General features: G+C 68.7%; 15 protein-coding genes and 1 riboswitch. Of the genes, 6 read left to right on the top strand and 9 right to left on the bottom strand.

Annotation, left to right across the window (positions count from 1 at the left end; all coding sequences use genetic code 11):
- Nucleotides 1-110: 110 nt before the first annotated feature.
- Complete coding sequence (locus R4823_RS04015) at nucleotides 111-671, bottom strand: TMEM165/GDT1 family protein (RefSeq protein WP_087837574.1); 561 nt, start codon at nucleotides 669-671, stop codon at nucleotides 111-113.
- Nucleotides 672-689: 18 nt separating this feature from the next.
- Nucleotides 690-855, bottom strand: a riboswitch (yybP-ykoY riboswitch).
- 72 nt (nucleotides 856-927) lie between these two features.
- On the opposite strand from R4823_RS04015, the gene R4823_RS04010 reads away from it, so the two are divergent.
- Entirely contained in the window at nucleotides 928-1,710 is a 783-nt protein-coding gene (locus R4823_RS04010) for a M15 family metallopeptidase (protein WP_130356986.1), read from the top strand.
- A 38-nt stretch (nucleotides 1,711-1,748) separates the two neighbouring features.
- A complete protein-coding gene (locus R4823_RS04005; protein WP_087837572.1) occupies nucleotides 1,749-3,101 on the top strand; it encodes an MFS transporter in 1,353 nt (450 codons plus the stop codon).
- Here R4823_RS04005 and R4823_RS04000 read toward each other — a convergent pair.
- Nucleotides 3,093-3,965: an endonuclease/exonuclease/phosphatase family protein gene (locus R4823_RS04000; protein ID WP_279818137.1), complete on the bottom strand. Its 873-nt coding sequence runs from the start codon at nucleotides 3,963-3,965 to the stop codon at nucleotides 3,093-3,095. The genes R4823_RS04005 and R4823_RS04000 overlap by 9 nt on opposite strands.
- A 137-nt stretch (nucleotides 3,966-4,102) precedes the next feature.
- On the opposite strand from R4823_RS04000, the gene R4823_RS03995 reads away from it, so the two are divergent.
- Entirely contained in the window at nucleotides 4,103-4,666 is a 564-nt protein-coding gene (locus R4823_RS03995) for an NADPH-dependent FMN reductase (RefSeq protein WP_087837571.1), read from the top strand.
- A gap of 81 nt (nucleotides 4,667-4,747) precedes the next feature.
- Here R4823_RS03995 and R4823_RS03990 read toward each other — a convergent pair whose 3' ends face one another.
- Nucleotides 4,748-5,116, bottom strand: a complete 369-nt coding sequence (locus R4823_RS03990; protein ID WP_087837570.1) for a DUF423 domain-containing protein — start codon at nucleotides 5,114-5,116, stop codon at nucleotides 4,748-4,750.
- Between the two features lie 113 nt (nucleotides 5,117-5,229).
- The gene (locus R4823_RS03985; RefSeq protein WP_279818139.1) at nucleotides 5,230-5,652 is read right to left on the bottom strand and encodes a VOC family protein; all 423 of its coding nucleotides are present in this window, start codon (nucleotides 5,650-5,652) and stop codon (nucleotides 5,230-5,232) included.
- 127 nt (nucleotides 5,653-5,779) lie between these two features.
- Between R4823_RS03985 and R4823_RS03980 the strand changes: the two genes are divergently transcribed.
- Together R4823_RS03980 and R4823_RS03975 are read left to right on the top strand one after the other, a co-directional pair.
- Complete coding sequence (locus R4823_RS03980) at nucleotides 5,780-6,661, top strand: LysR substrate-binding domain-containing protein (protein ID WP_338617553.1); 882 nt, start codon at nucleotides 5,780-5,782, stop codon at nucleotides 6,659-6,661.
- A gap of 125 nt (nucleotides 6,662-6,786) precedes the next feature.
- A complete protein-coding gene (locus R4823_RS03975) occupies nucleotides 6,787-7,215 on the top strand; it encodes a VOC family protein (RefSeq protein ID WP_087837569.1) in 429 nt (142 codons plus the stop codon).
- Nucleotides 7,216-7,218: 3 nt separating this feature from the next.
- Here R4823_RS03975 and R4823_RS03970 read toward each other — a convergent pair whose 3' ends face one another.
- The 4 genes from R4823_RS03970 to R4823_RS03955 are packed head-to-tail and all read right to left on the bottom strand — an operon-like array spanning nucleotide 7,219 to nucleotide 14,269.
- Nucleotides 7,219-8,643, bottom strand: a complete 1,425-nt coding sequence (locus tag R4823_RS03970; protein ID WP_087837568.1) for an MFS transporter — start codon at nucleotides 8,641-8,643, stop codon at nucleotides 7,219-7,221.
- Nucleotides 8,640-10,052, bottom strand: coding sequence for a TolC family protein (locus R4823_RS03965; RefSeq protein WP_338617548.1), 1,413 nt, complete (start codon nucleotides 10,050-10,052; stop codon nucleotides 8,640-8,642). The genes R4823_RS03970 and R4823_RS03965 overlap by 4 nt, the downstream gene beginning before the upstream one ends.
- 10 nt (nucleotides 10,053-10,062) lie before the next feature.
- Nucleotides 10,063-13,149 (bottom strand): MexW/MexI family multidrug efflux RND transporter permease subunit, encoded by a 3,087-nt coding sequence (locus R4823_RS03960; protein ID WP_132979064.1) that lies wholly within the window; start codon nucleotides 13,147-13,149, stop codon nucleotides 10,063-10,065.
- Between the two features lie 13 nt (nucleotides 13,150-13,162).
- On the bottom strand, nucleotides 13,163-14,269 hold the full coding sequence (locus tag R4823_RS03955; protein WP_338617546.1) for an efflux RND transporter periplasmic adaptor subunit: 1,107 nt from the start codon (nucleotides 14,267-14,269) through the stop codon (nucleotides 13,163-13,165).
- Nucleotides 14,270-14,440: 171 nt separating this feature from the next.
- Between R4823_RS03955 and R4823_RS03950 the strand changes: the two genes are divergently transcribed.
- On the top strand, nucleotides 14,441-15,064 hold the full coding sequence (locus R4823_RS03950) for a MarR family transcriptional regulator (protein WP_087837564.1): 624 nt from the start codon (nucleotides 14,441-14,443) through the stop codon (nucleotides 15,062-15,064).
- A 123-nt stretch (nucleotides 15,065-15,187) separates the two neighbouring features.
- Here the strand turns inward: R4823_RS03950 and aspS are convergent, their stop codons facing one another.
- Nucleotides 15,188-16,987, bottom strand: coding sequence for an aspartate--tRNA ligase (gene aspS, locus R4823_RS03945; RefSeq protein ID WP_087837563.1), 1,800 nt, complete (start codon nucleotides 16,985-16,987; stop codon nucleotides 15,188-15,190).
- Between the last annotated feature and the right edge of the window lie 2 nt (nucleotides 16,988-16,989).

The raw sequence follows: 16,989 nt of genomic DNA, 5'->3' as shown, positions 1-16,989 counted from the left end.
TTTGTCACTGAAGGACTCGAAGGATGGAGGCCTGTCATGAAACGGTCGTGAAGCTTGCATGAAGATCGTGTTGCACCGTCCCCGGGCCGTCCCGGGGACGAGCCCCGCGATCAGAACAGGCCGAGCAGCGCGGCCAGTCCCAGACAGGCGAAGATCAATGCCGCGATGCCATGCACCAGCCGCACCGGCAGCCGATGGGCCAGCTTGTCGCCCAGCAGCACGGCGGGCACATTGGCGATCAGCATGCCGAGCGTGGTGCCGGCCACCACGGCGTAGTAGGCATGGAATTGCGCGACCAGCGCCACGGTCGCCACCTGCGTCTTGTCGCCCATTTCCGCCAGGAAGAATGCCACCACCGTGGTGCCGAACACGCCCAGCCTGAGCTTGCCGGTCTCGGCTGCGTCGAGCTTGTCGGGAACCAGCATCCAGACCGCCATGGCGATGAAGGAAACGCCCAGTATCCAGCGCAGCGCGTCGGGACCGATCACCTGCGTCAGCCACGCGCCAACGGCGCCGGCCAGGGCATGGTTGACGATGGTCGCGGTGAAGATGCCCAGGATAATGGGCCAGGGCCGACGCCAGCGGGCAGCCAGGAACAAGGCGAGCAGTTGGGTTTTGTCGCCGATCTCGGCCAGGGCGACGATGCCGGTCGAGACGAGGAAGGCTTCCATGTTTGATACGCGCTCCGGGCCGGACGGTTGACCGAATGATCGTGCAACAGCCCCGGCCCACCGGAAGCTGCACGATCAAAGGTCTTGCCAAGTCCTGGACCGCCTGCGCCATGCCCGTAGGCAAGTGTGTTGACGCAGGCCCTTGCACCCAAAGGCAAGGAGGCTACTCCCCAATGACGGGCGCAAGTATAGCGCAACTGGCCCGCCGCGCGCCGTACGCCGCATAATATGCGCTGCTTCAAGATGGAATGCCCGAATGAAGAACCGCTCCTCCGACCAGGACGACCGGCGCCCGGCCGGTTCGCTGGCACAAGCCACCGGCGCCTGTCTCGCCGCCGCGGCGCTGCTCTCGCCGGTCGCCCACGCCCAGGAAGACCCGCTTCTTCCCATCCCCGTCGGCTTCGTCCACCTGACCGACGTCGCCCAGACCGTGCGGCTGGACATCCGCTATCACGGCAGCGCCAACTTCATGGGCCGGCCGGCGGCGGGCTACGACGCCCCCACCTGCATCCTGACCGAACCCGCCGCGCGGCGCCTGCTGGCCGTGCAGCGCGAAGTCCGGCCCCAGGGCCTGACGTTGAAGATCTTCGATTGCTACCGGCCCCAGCGCGCCGTGACCGATTTCGTGGCCTGGACGCGCGACGCCGCCGACCAGAAGACCAAGGCCGAATACTTCCCCGGCGTGGACAAGGCCGCGCTGCTCGAACTGGGCTACATCGCCGAGCGATCCGGCCACAGCCGGGGCAGCACGGTGGATCTGACGCTGGCCGCGCTGGAGCCTGAAACCGCCTCCGCCCTGCCCGTCCGTGGTCCGCTGCTGGCCGGCGGCGAGGTCGACATGGGAACCCCCTTCGACCTTTTTGATGTAAAGTCGCATACAGACAATCCTGATTTACCCGAGGCTGTCCGACACAATCGCCGGTTCCTGAAGGAACTGATGGCCAGGCACGGTTTTCGCAACCTGCCCGAAGAGTGGTGGCACTACACTCTGGACGAAGAGCCGTATCCGGATACCTATTTCAATTTCCCCGTACGCTGATCCGCGCGCCGCGCGCACGGCGCGCGCACAACAAGAAGATGCATCCCCTGGACGGACTTACCCCGCCGCGCAAGTACTGGGCCCTGGCAGCCACGATGCTGGCGATGGCGATGACCGTCCTGGAAACCACCATCACCAACGTCGCGCTGCCGTCCATCGCGCGTGACCTGGGCGTCTCGCCTGCCCAGGCCGTCTGGATCGTCAACACTTACCAGCTCGCGATCGTCGTCGCCCTGCTGCCCTTCTCGTCGCTGGGAGAAATCCTGGGCTACCGGCGCGTGTTCGGCGCGGGCCTGACGGCCTTCACCATCGCCTCGGCGGGCTGCGCGATGTCGCAGTCGTTCACGATGCTCATTTCCTTCCGCGTGTTCCAGGGCCTGGGCGCGGCGGCGGTCATGAGCGTCACGCCGGCCCTGCTGCGCTTCATCTATTCCCAGAAGCAGTTCGGCCGGGCCATCGGCTATAACGCCCTGGTCGTGGCGACCTCGTCCGCCGCCGGGCCGATGATAGGGTCGCTGATCCTGTCGGTCGCCTCCTGGCCCTGGCTGTTCGCGGTCAACCTTCCCATCGGCCTGTTCATCCTGTCCATCGGCAGCCGCATGCTGCCCGAGACCGAACTCGCCAAGCGTCCTTTCGATGCGCTCAGCGCCACGCTCAGCGGATTGACCTTCGGCCTGATCGTGGTGGGCGTGGACCGGCTGCTGCACGATTTCATGACGGCGCTCGCGCTGCTGGCCGGCGGCGCGGTGGCCGGGCTGGCGCTGGTCCGGCGCGAACTGACCCAGGCGACGCCGCTGCTGCCGCTCGACCTGCTGCGCATCCGCCAGTTCGCGTTCTCGGTCGGCGCCTCGGTCTGCGCGTTCTCGGGCCAGACCATTTCCTATATTTCGCTGCCGTTCTACTTCCAGCAGATCCTGGGCCGCAGCCAGCTGGAAATGGGCATGCTGATGGTGCCCTGGCCGCTGGCGGTGGCCATCGCGGCCCCCGTGGCCGGACGCCTGTCGGAATCCGTCGCGCCCTCGATCCTGTGCTCGATAGGTGCCGGACTGGTCGCCGGCGGCCTGGTGGTCATCTCGTTGCTGCCCACCAGCACGCCCAACGGCTGGATCATGGCCTGCATGGTGCTTTGCGGCACCGGCTTCGGCATGTTCCAGACTCCCAACAACCGGGTCATGCTGACCGCGGCCCCGCGCCATCGCAGCGGCGGAGCGGGCGGCCTGCAGGCCACGGCGCGCCAGTTCGGCATGGCACTGGGCGCGGCGCTGGTGGCGCTGGCGTTCACCGCCGCCTCGGCGCACGGGCCGACCACGGGCCTCGTGCTGGCCGCCGTCTTCCTGGCCGCGGCGTCCGCGGTCAGCGCGGCGCGGCCAGGCACCCGCATGTCAAGGTAGTTCGAGCTCGGCCAGCAGCGGCGCGTGGTCCGACAGGCGTGTCCAGGGCCTGCCGTACAACACGCTGGCCTGCCGGACCGAAAATCCGCGCTGGTAGATCCGGTCCAGCCGCAGCCACGGAAAGATGGCGGGGAAAGTGCGGGGCGGACGCGGCGCCATCAGTTCGTTGCCCATGCCGAGCTTGGGCGGGCCCTGGAACCCGGGCCGCAGCCGCCAGGGCGAGGCTTCCCCGCCCCGCAGCACCCGGCCCAGCATGCGGACCGAATCGCGCAGGCGCGGCAGTTCCACGTTGTTGCCCCGAGGCGCGGTCGCGAACACCTCGTGCAAGCCCAGGCGTTCGACCAGGATGTCCGACAGCACGTTGGTCCAGTCGTTGAAGTCCCCGGCGATCAGGATGGGATCCGACGACGGCACGACTTCCTCGATGCGCGACACCAGCGCTCCCACCTGGCGCGACCGGCTGCCGGCGAACAGTCCGAGATGCACCACGAAGCAATGCACCTCGTGGCCGCCGATGCCCACGCGGGCATGCAGCAGGCCGCGCTGCTCCAGGCGGTGATCGGAGATGTCCTGGTTCTGGTGCGACAGGATGGGGAAGCGCGACAGCAGCGCGTTGCCATGATCGCTGTGCCGGTAGACGGCATTGCGGCCATAGGCGGCCTCCAGCCTCAGGGCCGCGGCCAGCATCTCATGCTGCTCGTGCAAGGTACCGGACTTGTCGTTGCGCCCCTGGACTTCCTGGAGAAAAGCCAGGTCGGCGCGCAGCCCGTGCAGGCCGAGGCGCAGTTCCTGCACGGACTCGCGCTTGCCCAGGGCGGACATGCCCTTGTGGATGTTGTAGCTGACGATACGAACGACTGACATCGTGAGCATCAAGGGGGGACAAGGGATTCATTCTAGTGGATTCGCTGCGCTATCATGAATCGGCAGTTCCCCCGCTCCGGTGCGGCCGGCGGCCGCGCTCCGGCATCCCCTTTTCTCATCCAGATCCGGGAATCTTCATGAGCACCTACAAGATCGGCGTGATCATCGGCAGTCTCCGCAAGGAATCGTTCAACCGCCAGCTGGCGAAGGCCGTGACGAAACTGCTGCCATCCAACTTCCAGACGGAGGAAATCGCCATCGGCGATCTCCCCCTGTACAACCAGGATCTCGATACCGCCCTGCCCGGGCCCGTCGTCACGTTCAAGCGGCAGGTGGAAGCCGCGGACGGCCTGCTGTTCTTCACGCCGGAATACAACCGGTCGTACCCCGGCGTGCTCAAGAACGCGCTGGACTGGGGCTCGCGCCCCTGGGGCAAGAGTTCGTGGCCGGGCAAGCCCGCCGGCATCATGGGCGCCTCGCCCAGCCAGGTCGGCACGGCCCTGGCGCAGGAACACCTGCGCATGGTGCTGTCGGCGCTGGACGTGCCCGTGCTGCCTCAGCCGAGCATCTTCGTGCAGTACACCGGCGGGCTGGTGGATGCGGACGGCAAGATCACCAATGAGGCCAGCGCCAAGTTCATCCAGGGATTCGTGGATCGGTACGTGGGCTGGATGGAGAAGTTTCCCCCCCCTACGCCCTGACGGGCGCCCCCCGGGGGGCGGCACTGGCGGACCGGCGGAGCCGGATCCGCTGTGCCCTGGCAACCAACGGGCTGGTGGGGGTCAGCGGTTGGGCATGAGGGCGGCGATGGCGACGCCCAGCCAGCCTACGATCATGGCGCCGCCGCCGAAGGGGGCGGTGCCCCAGAACAGTTTCATGCCGGCCAGTTGGCGCAGGGCCAGGTCCACCGAGAACAGCAGCGTGCCGGCGATGATCAGGGCCGCGGCGCCGATCAGGGCGGTGCGGCCGCGCTGGACGTGGGGCACCACGGCGGCCAGGCCGGTGATGGCGGCGGCATGCAGCAGCAGGAACAACGCGGCGGTGGACAGGATGCCTCCACCCGTCAGGTGCGTGGCCATGGCGGCCAGCATGACGCCGGCCGCGCCCATCGGTGCGGCGCAGCCCAGCAAGACTCGAGAAGATAACAACATGCAGCGCTTCCTTGAAAAATGGCCCCACGCTTGCCGCCGCGCGGCGGCGCTGCCCCGCCAGGGGCGGCCCGGCGATGAAAAACCGGTCGGGCCCGGGTCGCGCCGCCGGCCGGCTACTTCGCGAACACCTGGCCGAGATCGCCAAATGCCTTGAATTCGAGCGCGTTGCCCGAAGGATCCAAAAAGAACATAGTAGCCTGTTCGCCCACTTCCCCCTTGAAACGGACGTGTGGCTCGATCACGAACCGGGTGCCGGCCTGGCGCAGTTTTTCGGCCAGGGCCTCCCATTCGTCCATGGGAAGAATGGCGCCGAAGTGGCGCACGGGGACGTCGTCCCCGTCGACCGCGCTGGTATGGCGCGTGCCGGCCTCGCCCGGCGACAGGTGGGCCACGATCTGGTGCCCGTAGAAATTGAAATCGACCCACGCGTCCGAGCTGCGGCCCTCGGGACAGCCGAGCAGGCCGCCATAGAAGGCTCGTGCCTGCGCGAGATCGTCGACGGGGAAAGCCAGGTGAAAGAGCGGGATGCCAGCCATGAGGAAACTCCGGTGCAGGCCCGCCATCCGGGCCCGGGCTATGATTGTATTGAACGAAACTTCCGATGCGAAACGAAAGTTTCCCGGCCTTGTCATCGATTTTTTCTATTAGCATCCAGGCATCCCCATGGTGATCCGCTACCTACAAACCTTCATGGCAGCCGCGCGGGCTTCGTCCTTCTCGGCCGCCGGCGCGCGCCTGGGGCTGACCCAGTCGGCCGTCAGCACCCAGATCAAGCGGCTAGAGGAAGACCTGGGCTGCCTGTTGTTCGAGCGGGCGGGCAAGTCGGTCCGGTTGAGCGAACGCGGGCGCCAGTTGCTGCCCGAGGCCGAGCACATCGTGCAGCGCTACCAGGCCATGCGCGGCGCCAGCCGGCAGCCGGCGCCGGTGGCCATCACCGTGGGCGCGATTTCCACTGCACAGACGGGGTTGCTGCCCGGCGCGCTGCGGCGCTTCCGGCAGTCCCTGCCCGCCGTGCATGTCAACGTGGTGCCGGGCATGTCCTCGCAGCTCCTCGCGCAGGTGGACGAGCAGGAACTCGACCTGGCCGTGCTGATCAAGCCCAACCTGAACCTGCCGCGCCACCTGAAATGGACCGCGCTGATGCGCGAGCGCTACGTCGGCATCGCGCCGCGCGGAACGCGGGGGGACTGGGAGGCGGTGGCGGCGGCGCTGCCGTTCATCCGCTACAACCGCAAGTCGCATGGCGGCCATCTGGTCGACCAGTTCCTGCGCCGCCTGTCGACCGGCGTGGACGAGCTGATGGAACTGGACGAACCGGCCGTCATCCTGCGCATGGTCCGCGAGGGGCTGGGCTGCGCCGTCATCCCGGGCACGCTGGTGGATGCGGCCGCCGACAGGCAGGTGCGCATCGTCGAGCTGCCCGGGCCGCCCTTCTTCCGCGAGATCGGCGTGGTCGCGCATCCGCGCGAGGCCAACGAAGCCGTGCTGGCATCGCTGGTCGAAAGCATGCGGAAACAGGCGGTCGAGCTGGAAGCGCGCGCCTGACGCCGCCCGCCGGCTGGCACGGACATCCCCGGAAACGATGCGGGCGGCGCGGCGCCTTGTCCATCGCGCGCATGCCATGCTACGGTTTTCGTACGTTCCGACGCCTGCCTGCCAGGAGACCGCCCATGACACGCACCTCCATCATGCCTTGCCTGGTCTACCGCGATGCCCCCGCCGCCATCGACTGGCTGTGCCAGGCCTTCGGCTTCACCCAGCACCTGGTGGTGCCGGGGGACGGCGGAACCATCGCCCATGCCCAGCTCACCCTGGGAGACGGCATGATCATGCTCGGCTCGGGTACGAGCGAACTCATGCGCCAGCTTACCGCCCTGCCGGCCGACATCGGCGGCCGGCAGACCCAGACGCCCTACGTCGTCGTCGCCGATCCCGACGCGCACTACGCCACCGCCATCAAGGCCGGTGCCCGCATCGTGCGCCCCATCCAGGAGGAAGATTACGGCGGCAAGGGCTATACGCTCGCCGATCCCGAAGGCTATGTCTGGCATTTCGGGAGCTACGACCCGTGGCAGGACTCGGAACTGAATCCCCCGTAGCCCTTACGCCGTCTCCTGCCGTCCGGCCACGCGGCGCGACAGGAGCACGGCCAGCGCGGGAGCGATGGCGAAAGTGCCGAACAGCCAGAGGGCGGCCCGCTGGGCGCCGGCCACGCCGCCCGGATCGGCCAATCCGGCCGCGTTCGCCACCATGCCGGCCAGCGCCGAGGCCAGCGACATGGCGTACAACTGCACCGTGGTGATCGATGCCGAGGCCAGGTTTTCTTCCCCCGGCGGCGCCGCGACGAATAGCCGCGTCAGCAGGTGCGGCCAGCCCACCCCTATGCCCAGCCCCACGCCCGCCAGCGCCAGGCAATACAGCGCCAGTCCGGGCACGCCCTCCAGCCACCCGGCACGTGGCGTCAGGACCGCCATGGCCACCAGCGCGCCCAGGCTGATCCAAGGGCCGGCCCGCACCATCCGGTCGGCCGCGGCGCCGCGCCGGCCGGCGCTGCCCACCGAACCCAGCGTCCAGCCGCCGGCCATGACGGCGGTGAGGTAACCGGCGGCGAGCGGCGTCATTCCGTGGATGACCTGCAGGAAGTACGGCACGAATATCTCGGTCGTGATGCCGACCACCAGCAGACTCATCAGCGCATACAGGAGGCCCAGCCGCGCCGACAGCGAATATGCGCCAGCCGGCAGCAGCCGCGCGGCCGCGCGCCGGTCGATCGCCGCGATGCCCACGGCCAGCACGCAACCCGCCGCCACGCCGGCCAGGTTCCACGCGGCGCTGGTGCTGAGACTGCCCAGGGACACGGCCAGCACCGATACCACCAGGAGGCCTATGGTCGCGTAGGGCGGCCGCATGCCAGTGTCGCCGGCGGAACGGCTCCGGCCCGGCAACTGGACGGATACGATCGCGGCCAGCACGGCGGCCACCGGGATCAGCGACCAGAAGGCCCAGCGCCAGTGCCCTTGCCCGGCGAACAGCCCGCCCACCGCCGGGCCGCACAGCGTCGCCACGCCCCACATGCCCGACACCAGGCCCATCGCCCGTGGCCACAGCCGCGCCTCGAACACCTGGCGGATCAGCGCATAGCTCAGCGCGAGCAACACGCCGCCGCCGAAGCCCTGCACCGTTCTCGCGGCCAACAGGCTGGGCATGGACGGGGACAACGCGCACCACGCCGACCCCGCCGCGAAGGCGCAAAGCGCCAGCAGGTAGGCGCCGCGAGGACCCAGCAGTTCCAGCAGGCGGGCAGATAGCGCCGACCCGACTATGGACGCGACGACGAACAGCGAAGTGTTCCAGGCGTAGTACTCCAGGCCGCCTATGTCGGCGATCATGCTGGGCAGGATGGTGGTCACGACGTAGACGTTGATGGCATGCAGCGCGACGCCGCCGGCCAGCGCGATGGACCGCAACGCGTTGCGGCCATGGAGCAGTTCGCCCCAGGAAGCCTCGGGCAAGGTCGATGCGCTCATGAGTTTCCTCCGTCCGTGCCCATGCCCCAGCCCAGGGCCTTGTACAGGGCCACCGCGTTCACGTACGAGGCGGTCTCCGCTTCCGTGGCCTCCTGGCTGATCTGGTAGTAGCTGCGCTGGTTCTCCAGCACGGCCAGATACGGCCCCGCGCCGGCCCGGTAGCGCCGCGTGGCGATCTCCAGTCCGGCGCGCGCATGCTCCGCGGAGCGCGCCAGCGCGGCCAGGCGCTCCTGCTGGCGGGCCAGCCGCGTCAACGCCCCCTCGACCTCTTCCTGCGCCAGCAGCAGCGTCTGCTCGTAGCGGGCCTGCGCGCCGGTCGACTGCGCGTGAGCGGCGCGCAGGCGTGCGCGGGCGCTGCCCAGCCGGAACGCCGGCCAGTCGACGGTGGGCGCGACTTCGAACGCCCGCGCGGCGCCGCCGAGGTCGCCGCCGCGCAGTGCGAAGAAACCGATGAACCCGCCCAGGCTCACACGCGGATAGAGGTCGGCGGTAGCCGCGCCCTCGTTTTCGGTGCTGGCGGCAAGCAGTCTTTCGGCGCGCACCACATCGGGCCGGTTGCGGATCAGCGCATCGACGTCTCCCAGCGGCAGGCGGCCCACCAGCGGAGCCTGCCCGCCGGCATCGGCCGGCGCAGCCGTCTCGCCCGGCCGCCGCCCCAGGAGCACGTCCAGCCGGTAGCGGGTCTCCTGGCTGGCCGCCCACAGCGGCGCGATGGCCGCCTCGCTGCGGGCCAGGTTGGCGCGCGCGTTTTCCAGATCCTCCCGCAGTCCGCTGCCGGCGCGGACGCTGGCGTCCACCAGCCGCACCGTCTGGCGCCAGCTCTCGGCCTGGGCCCGCGCGACATTCAGGCGGCGCTGCAAGCCCTGGTACTCGTAGTGATAACGGGCGACGTCGGCGGCGATGGCCAGCCACACGCGGTCCAGGTCCGCCCGCGCCGCATCGGCCTGCGCCTGGGCCGACGCGGCCAGGTGGGCCAGGCGGCCGAACAGGTCGATTTCCCACTGCGCATCGAACCCGGCGCGGAAGTTCTCGAAGGGCTTGCGCTCGGGATCGCCCGTGGCCATGGCCTGCTGCTGGACGCCGCGGCGCCAGGCGGCCTGCGCGGTAACGGCGGGATAGCGGTCCAGCTCGCGCTCGTCGTACATCGCCCGCGCGCCTTGCAGGCTGGCATAGGCCTGGCGGACATCGTGGTTGTGTTCCAGCGCGGCGGCGATCAGGCGTTCCAGCGCGGGATCGTCGAAGAACGACCACCAGGGCGCCGTGGAAGGCTCGGCGGCGAACCAGGCCTGCTCGGGGCTGGCCAGCGCAATCGGGGCCACCTGCGGCGCCTCGTAGCGGGGCCCGACGGCGCATCCGGCGATCAGTGCCGCCATGGCCAGCATGGCGGGCATGACAGGTTGCTTGTACATGCGATGCTCCTCAGTGCGCCTGCGGCGCGGCGGCGCCGGCCTCGGCCAGCTCGCGCCGGCGCGCTGCGCCGGTGGCGTGGTCGCGGGCCAGCAGCGAATAGACGGTGGGCAGCACGAACAGGGTGAACAGCGTGCCCACCACCATGCCGCAGACGATGACGATGCCCAGGCCGAAGCGGCTTTGCGCGCCCGCGCCGGAGGCGCCCAGCAGCGGCAGCAGCCCGAACACCATGGCGGCCGTGGTCATCAGGATGGGCCGCAGGCGGATCTGCGCGGCGCGCAGCACGGCCTCGATAGGCGTGAGCCCTTCGGCGGCACGCAGCTCGTTGGCGAACTCCACCATCAGGATGCCGTGCTTGCTGATCAGGCCGATCAGCGTCACCAGCCCGATCTGCGTATAGATGTTGAGCGTGGCCCCGCCCAGCGCCAGCGGCACCAGCGCGCCGCAGATGGACAGCGGCACGGTGATCAGGATGACCAGCGGATCGACCAGGCTTTCGTACTGGGCCGCCAGCACCAGGTAGATGACGATCAGCGCCGCGGCGAAGGCCAGCGCCAGCGCATTGCCCTCCTGCTTGTACTGGCGGGCGTCCGATTGCCAATCGTGGCTGAAGTCGGCAGGCAGGCTCGCCGCGACCGACTCCAGGAACGCCACCGCGTCGCCCAGCGTCACGCCGGGCGCGGGAATGGCCTGGAAGGTGGCCGAGTTCTGCTGGTCGAACTGGGTCAGCTTGTTGGGCTCGACCTGCACCGACACCGCGACCACCGCCGACAGCGGCACGAGGTCGCCGTCGGCGGTGCGCACGTACTGGAGCGCCAGGGCCTCGGGCGTGAGCCGCCGCTCGCGCGTGCTTTGCGGGATCACGTCGTACGAACGGCCGTCCAGGCCGAAGCGGTTGACGTAGTTCTCGCCCACCAGCACCGCCAGCGATTCGCCGATGTCGCGCATGCCTATGCCCAGGCTGTTCGCCTTGGCGCGATCCACCTTCACCTGCACGACGGGGTTGTTGTAGTCGAGGTCGCTGTCCACCACCACGAACAGGCCGCTCTGGCGCGCCCGCTGCTTGATGTCTTCCATGGCGTCGAACAGCGTGCGGTAGTCCATTGAACTGCGCAACACCATCTGCACCGGCAGTCCCCCGGTGGAGCCGGGCAGCGCAGGCAACTGGAACGCGAAGATGCTGCTGCCCTCGACGTCGTTCACGGCCGCCTGCAGCGCCGACTGAACCTCGGCCCCCGACCGCTCGCGCTCGCCCCACGCCGACAGGTCGATGCCGCCGATGCTGGAGGCCAGCCCGTCGCTGCCGTTGATGATCCAGCGCCCCGTGGTTTCGGGCAGGCTCTTGTAGATGTCGTCCAGCTTGCGCGAGTAGTGTTCGACGTAATCGAGGTTGGCATACTGCGGCGACTTGACCGCGGTCAGCACGCTGGCCTGGTCCTCCACCGGTGCGAGCTCGCGCTGCGGCATCGAATACAGCACCGGCAGGCTCACGCAGACCGCCAGCGCCAGCGCGCCGGTTACCCAGCGGTGCCGCAGCGAACGTTGCAGCACCGCCGCGTAGCCGCCTGTCAGGCCGCCGAAGAAACGCTCGGCCAGCCGCGCCATGCGTCCCTCGTTCTGCTGCGCGGGCAGCAGGAATGAGCTCATCACCGGGGACAGCGTCAGCGCGATCACGCCGGACACCACCACCGAGCCGGCCAGCGTGAAAGCGAACTCCTTGAACAGGGCGCCGGTCAGCCCGCCCATCAGGCCGATGGGGGCGTACACGGCCGCCAGGGTCAACGTCATCGCGATGACCGGCCCCGCCACTTCGCGCGCGCCGATCAGCGCGGCCGCGGCGGGCGAACGCCCTTCCTCGATGTGCCGGTGGACGTTCTCGACCACCACGATGGCATCGTCCACCACGAGTCCGATGGCCAGCACCATGGCCAGCAGCGTCAGCAGGTTCACGCTGAACCCGAAGGCCAGCATCAGCGCCGCCGCGCCCAGCATGGACAGCGGGATGGTGGCGATCGGCACCAGCACCGTGCGCAGCGACCCCAGGCACAGGAAGATCACCGCCACCACGATGACCAGCGCCTCGATCAATGTGTGCACGACCTCGTCGATGGAGGCCTTGATGAAGCGCGAGGTCTCGAATGCCAGCCGCGCGTGCACGCCGGGCGGCAGCGTCTTGTCGATCTCGGCCAGTTGCTTGCGTATGCCGTCCACGATCACCAGCGGGTTGCCGGACGGCGTCGAGGCCAGGCCCACGAAGATCGCCGGCGTGCCGTCCATGGTGGCGCTGCTCTCGGTCGAGGCCGCGCCCAGTTCCACGGTACCGACGTCGCGCAGCCGCACCAGTCCGTCGGCGCCGCTGTGGACCACCATGTCGCGGAATTCCTCGACGCTGATGAGATCGGTATTGACCCGGACGTTGGCGATCACGTACATGCCCTTCACCTTGCCGGGCGCCGCCTGGTAGTTGTTGCGCCGTACCGCCTCGGCCACGTCCGCCGCGGTCAGGCCGCGGCCGGCCAGCCGGTCGGGATCCAGCCACAGGCGCATCGCCAGCCGCTGCCCGCCGTAGACCGAGACCTTGGCCACCCCCTCGATGCCGGAGAACTTCGGTTCCACCACCCGCCGCACATAGTCGCTCAGGGCCGGCATCGACAGCGTGTCGCTGGCGAAGCCGACATAGGCCACGTCGGTGGACTCGCCGGCCGACCGTTCGATCACCGGATCGTAGGCCTGCTCGGGCAGCCGATAGCGCACCTGGTTGACCTTGGCCATGACCTCGGCCAGGGCCTGCGTGGAATCGCGGTTCAGCTCCATGCGCACCGTCACGACGCTGCGGCCCTGGACCGAGGACGAGGACAGGTAGTCGATGCCTTCCACCGAGGACACGGCCTGGGCGATGGGCTGCGTGACGAAGCCCTGCATCAGCTCGGCGGAAGCGCCGGGATATTCGGTCGTGATGGTGACGGTGGAACTCTCCAGCAGCGGATACTGGCGGATCGGCAGCCGGGTCAGGGACAACAGGCCCAGCAGCAGGATGAGCGCGCTCACCACCAGGGCCAGGACCGGGCGGCGGACGAATACGTCGGTGAACGTCATGGCGGCACCCGGTTCAGATGCCGGAGACGCGCGTGGCGGACACCGTCTCGCGCAGCGTATCGCCCGCGCTCGGCTCCACCGGCATCCCGTCGTTCAGCTTGAGCTGGCCCGAAGTGACCACGCGATCACTTTCGCGCAAGCCCTCTTCGATCTCGACCAGGCCTTCGTGGCGCGCGCCCACCTTGACCGCCACCCGCTTGACCACCAGCCCCTTGCCCGGCGCGTCCTGCACGACGAACACGGTATCGCCGTAGGCGGTATAGGTGACCGCGGTCTCGGGCACCGCCAGCACCGAGGCCGGGCCGTCCTGGCGCTCGACCCTGACGCTCGCGTACATGCCCGCCTTCAACGCGCCTTCCGGATTGGGCAGGGTTGCCTGGACCCGCACGGTGCGCGAACGCGAGATCATCGGATCGATCGCGTTGATCGTGGCGCGAAAGCGCCGGCCCGGATAGGCGTCCACCAGCACCTCCACGGGCTGGCCGGCACGCAGCCGTGGAACGGCCTGTTCGTCCAGCGAGAAGTTGGCCCGCAGCGACGCGGCATCGACCAGGGATGCGATGGGATCGGCGACGTTCAGGTACTGGCCGGCATGGACGCGGCGCAGGCCCAGCACGCCGTCGAAGGGCGCGCGCACCGTCTTCTGCGCGATCAGGGCCTGGACCCGCTGCAGTTCTCCCTGCGCCATGTCCCGCGCGGCACGGGCGTTGTCGAGCTGTTCGCGCGTGGCGGCATCCTCCTCCAGCAGCCGCAGCACGCGGGCGTGCTGGAGTTCGGCATTGCGCAACTGCGCCTCCAGGCGACGCGCCTCGGCCTGCTCGGGTGCGTCGTTCAGCTGCACCAGCACCTGCCCGGCCTTGACCCGCTGGCCCGACTCGAACGCGATACGCGTGATGCGCCCGCCCGCTTCGGTGGCCAGGAGGACCTGGCGCACCGCCTCCAGTTCGCCGACGCCCACGTAGACCCGGGGCAATCGGGCTCGCTGCACGCTGGCGACCGCCACCTTGGGCGCGGGATAGGCGGCGGGGGGAGGCTCGTCGCCGCCCGATGCGGCGACGCGCACGCCGGCCAGGACGACGGCGGCCAGTATCGCCGTGCCCACCAGGATTTTCTTGCGCATGATGCGGACCTTGAAGGAGGAGAGGCCCGTTCGGACACGGCCGGAGAACCCGGGAACGCGAACGCAAGCCGGATTCCTCGACAACGGGACCGGCAGGGCCTATTATCAAAGAAATTTCTTGCATATTAGAGAGCGTCTTTTATTTATGCAAGAAAGACCTTGGAAAATTGAATGGTATTCCCCACCGCCGATCGCATCCTGTTCTTCATCAAGACCCATGGGCCGGTCTCCACCGCCACCCTCGCCCGCAAGCTGGACCTGACCACCGAAGCCGCGCGCCAGCAAGTGCAGAAGCTCGTGGCGGCAGGCCTGGTCGAGGGCCGCCAGCAGCCCGCGGCGGGTGCCGGCCGGCCGCGCCAGGACTGGGTCCTGACCGAGGCGGGCAATCGTCGTTTTCCCGATACGCACGCCCAGTTGACGACGCAGTTGATCGACTCGATCCGGCAGTTGTTCGGCGAGGAAGGACTGGACCGCCTGATTGCCAAGCGCGAAGCCGAAGCCAGGGCCGCCTATGCGGCGGCGTGCGACGGCAAGAGCCTGGAGGAACGCCTGCGCCAGCTGGCGCAGGTCCGCTCCAACGAGGGCTACATGGCGAGAGTGGAACGCGACGGCGCCGACTGGCTGCTGGTGGAGGACCATTGCCCGATCTGCGCGGCGGCGCAGGCATGCCAGGGTTTCTGCCGCTCGGAACTGCAGTTGTTCCAGGAGATCGCGGGCAAGGACACGCAAGTGGCGCGCGAGCAGCACCTGCTGGCGGGAGGCGGCCGCTGCGTGTACCGCATCCACAAGGTGTAGGTGCCGCTTCGCGGCGGCGCCGCCCCCCAAGGGGGCCTTTTCATCCTGGCGACGGTCCGGCGATGAAAAAAGCCCCGCCTCTTGCGAAGCGGGGCCCGGATGGCGTGCGGCGAAGCCGGCCGCTTACTGCGCCGTCTTGACCTCGGCGGCGCGCAGGCGCACGTGCAGTTCGCGCAGCTGCTTCTCGTCCACCTCCGACGGCGCGCCGGTCAGCAGGCACTGGGCGCGCTGGGTCTTGGGGAAGGCGATCACGTCGCGGATGGACTCGGCGCCGGCCATCATCGTGACGATGCGGTCCAGGCCGAAGGCGATGCCGCCGTGCGGAGGCGCGCCGTATTGCAGCGCGTCCAGCAGGAAGCCGAACTTGACCTGGGCTTCCTCGGCATCGATCTTCAACGCGCGGAACACCTTGCTCTGCACTTCCTCGCGGTGGATACGAACCGAGCCGCCGCCGATTTCCCAGCCGTTCAGCACCATGTCGTAGGCCTTGGCCAGGCAGGCGCCGGGATCGGTTTCCAGCAGGTCCTCGTGGCCGTCCTTGGGCGAGGTGAAGGGATGGTGGGCGGCGGTGTAGCGCTGCTCTTCCTCGTCGTACTCGAACATCGGGAAGTCGACCACCCACAGCGGCCTCCAGTCGCCTTCCAGCAGGCCCTGCTTGCGGCCGAACTCGCTGTGCCCGATCTTCACGCGCAGCGCGCCGATCGAGTCGTTGACGATGCGGGCCTTGTCGGCGCCGAAGAACAGGATGTCGCCGTCCTGGGCGCCGCTGCGGCCCAGCAGTTCCTGCAGGGCGGCGTCATGGATGTTCTTGACGATGGGCGACTGCAGGCCTTCGCGGCCCTTGGCCAGTTCGTTGACCTTGATCCAGGCCAGGCCGCGGGCACCATAGATGCCGACGAACTGGGTGTAGGCGTCAATCTCGCTGCGGCTCAATTCCGCGCCGCCCGGCACGCGCAGGGCGACGACGCGGCCGCCCGCGCTGTTGGCGGCGCTGGCGAAGACCTTGAAGTCGACATCCTTCATGACGTCGGTCAGGTCGGTGAACTCGAGCTTGACGCGCAGGTCCGGCTTGTCGGAGCCGAAGCGGCCCATGGCCTCGCTCCACGGCATGACCGGGAACGGGTTGGCCAGTTCGACGCCCTTCACTTCCTTGAACACGTGACGGATCATGTTCTCGAAGATGTCGCGGATTTCCTGCTCGTTCAGGAACGAGGTCTCGCAGTCGATCTGCGTGAACTCGGGCTGGCGGTCGGCACGCAGGTCCTCGTCGCGGAAGCACTTGACGATCTGGTAGTAGCGGTCGAAGCCCGACACCATCAGCAGTTGCTTGAACAGCTGGGGCGATTGCGGCAGCGCGAAGAAATGGCCCGGGTTGACGCGCGAGGGCACCAGGTAGTCGCGCGCGCCTTCCGGCGTGCTCTTGGTGAGCATGGGCGTCTCGATGTCGATGAAGCCCAGGCCGTCCAGGTACTTGCGCGACTCGATCGCCACGCGATAGCGCAGCATCAGGTTCTGCTGCATCTGCGGGCGGCGCAGGTCCAGCACGCGGTGCGTCAGGCGGGTGGTCTCGGACAGGTTCTCGTCATCGAGCTGGAAGGGCGGCGTGACCGACGCGTTCAGGATCTCGATGTCGTGCGCCAGCACTTCGATCTCGCCCGACTTCAGCGCGGGGTTGGTCGTGCCCTCGGGGCGCTTGCGCACCAGGCCGGTGACGCGCACGCAGAATTCGTTGCGCAGGCGCTCGGCGATCTGGAAGGTGTCGGCGCGGTCGGGATCGCAGACGACCTGGGCCAGGCCTTCGCGATCGCGCAGGTCGATGAAGATGACGCCGCCATGGTCGCGGCGGCGGTGCACCCAGCCAAACAGGGTCACGGTTTGTCCCAGGTGCTCGGTCGAGACCTGGCCGGTATAGCAGGTACGCATGG

The sequence above is a fragment of the Pigmentiphaga sp. CHJ604 genome (genome assembly GCF_036972535.1).
GTDB classification, from domain to species: Bacteria; Pseudomonadota; Gammaproteobacteria; order Burkholderiales; family Burkholderiaceae_B; genus Pigmentiphaga; species Pigmentiphaga daeguensis.
This window is presented reverse-complemented; position numbering and strand designations above follow the sequence as displayed.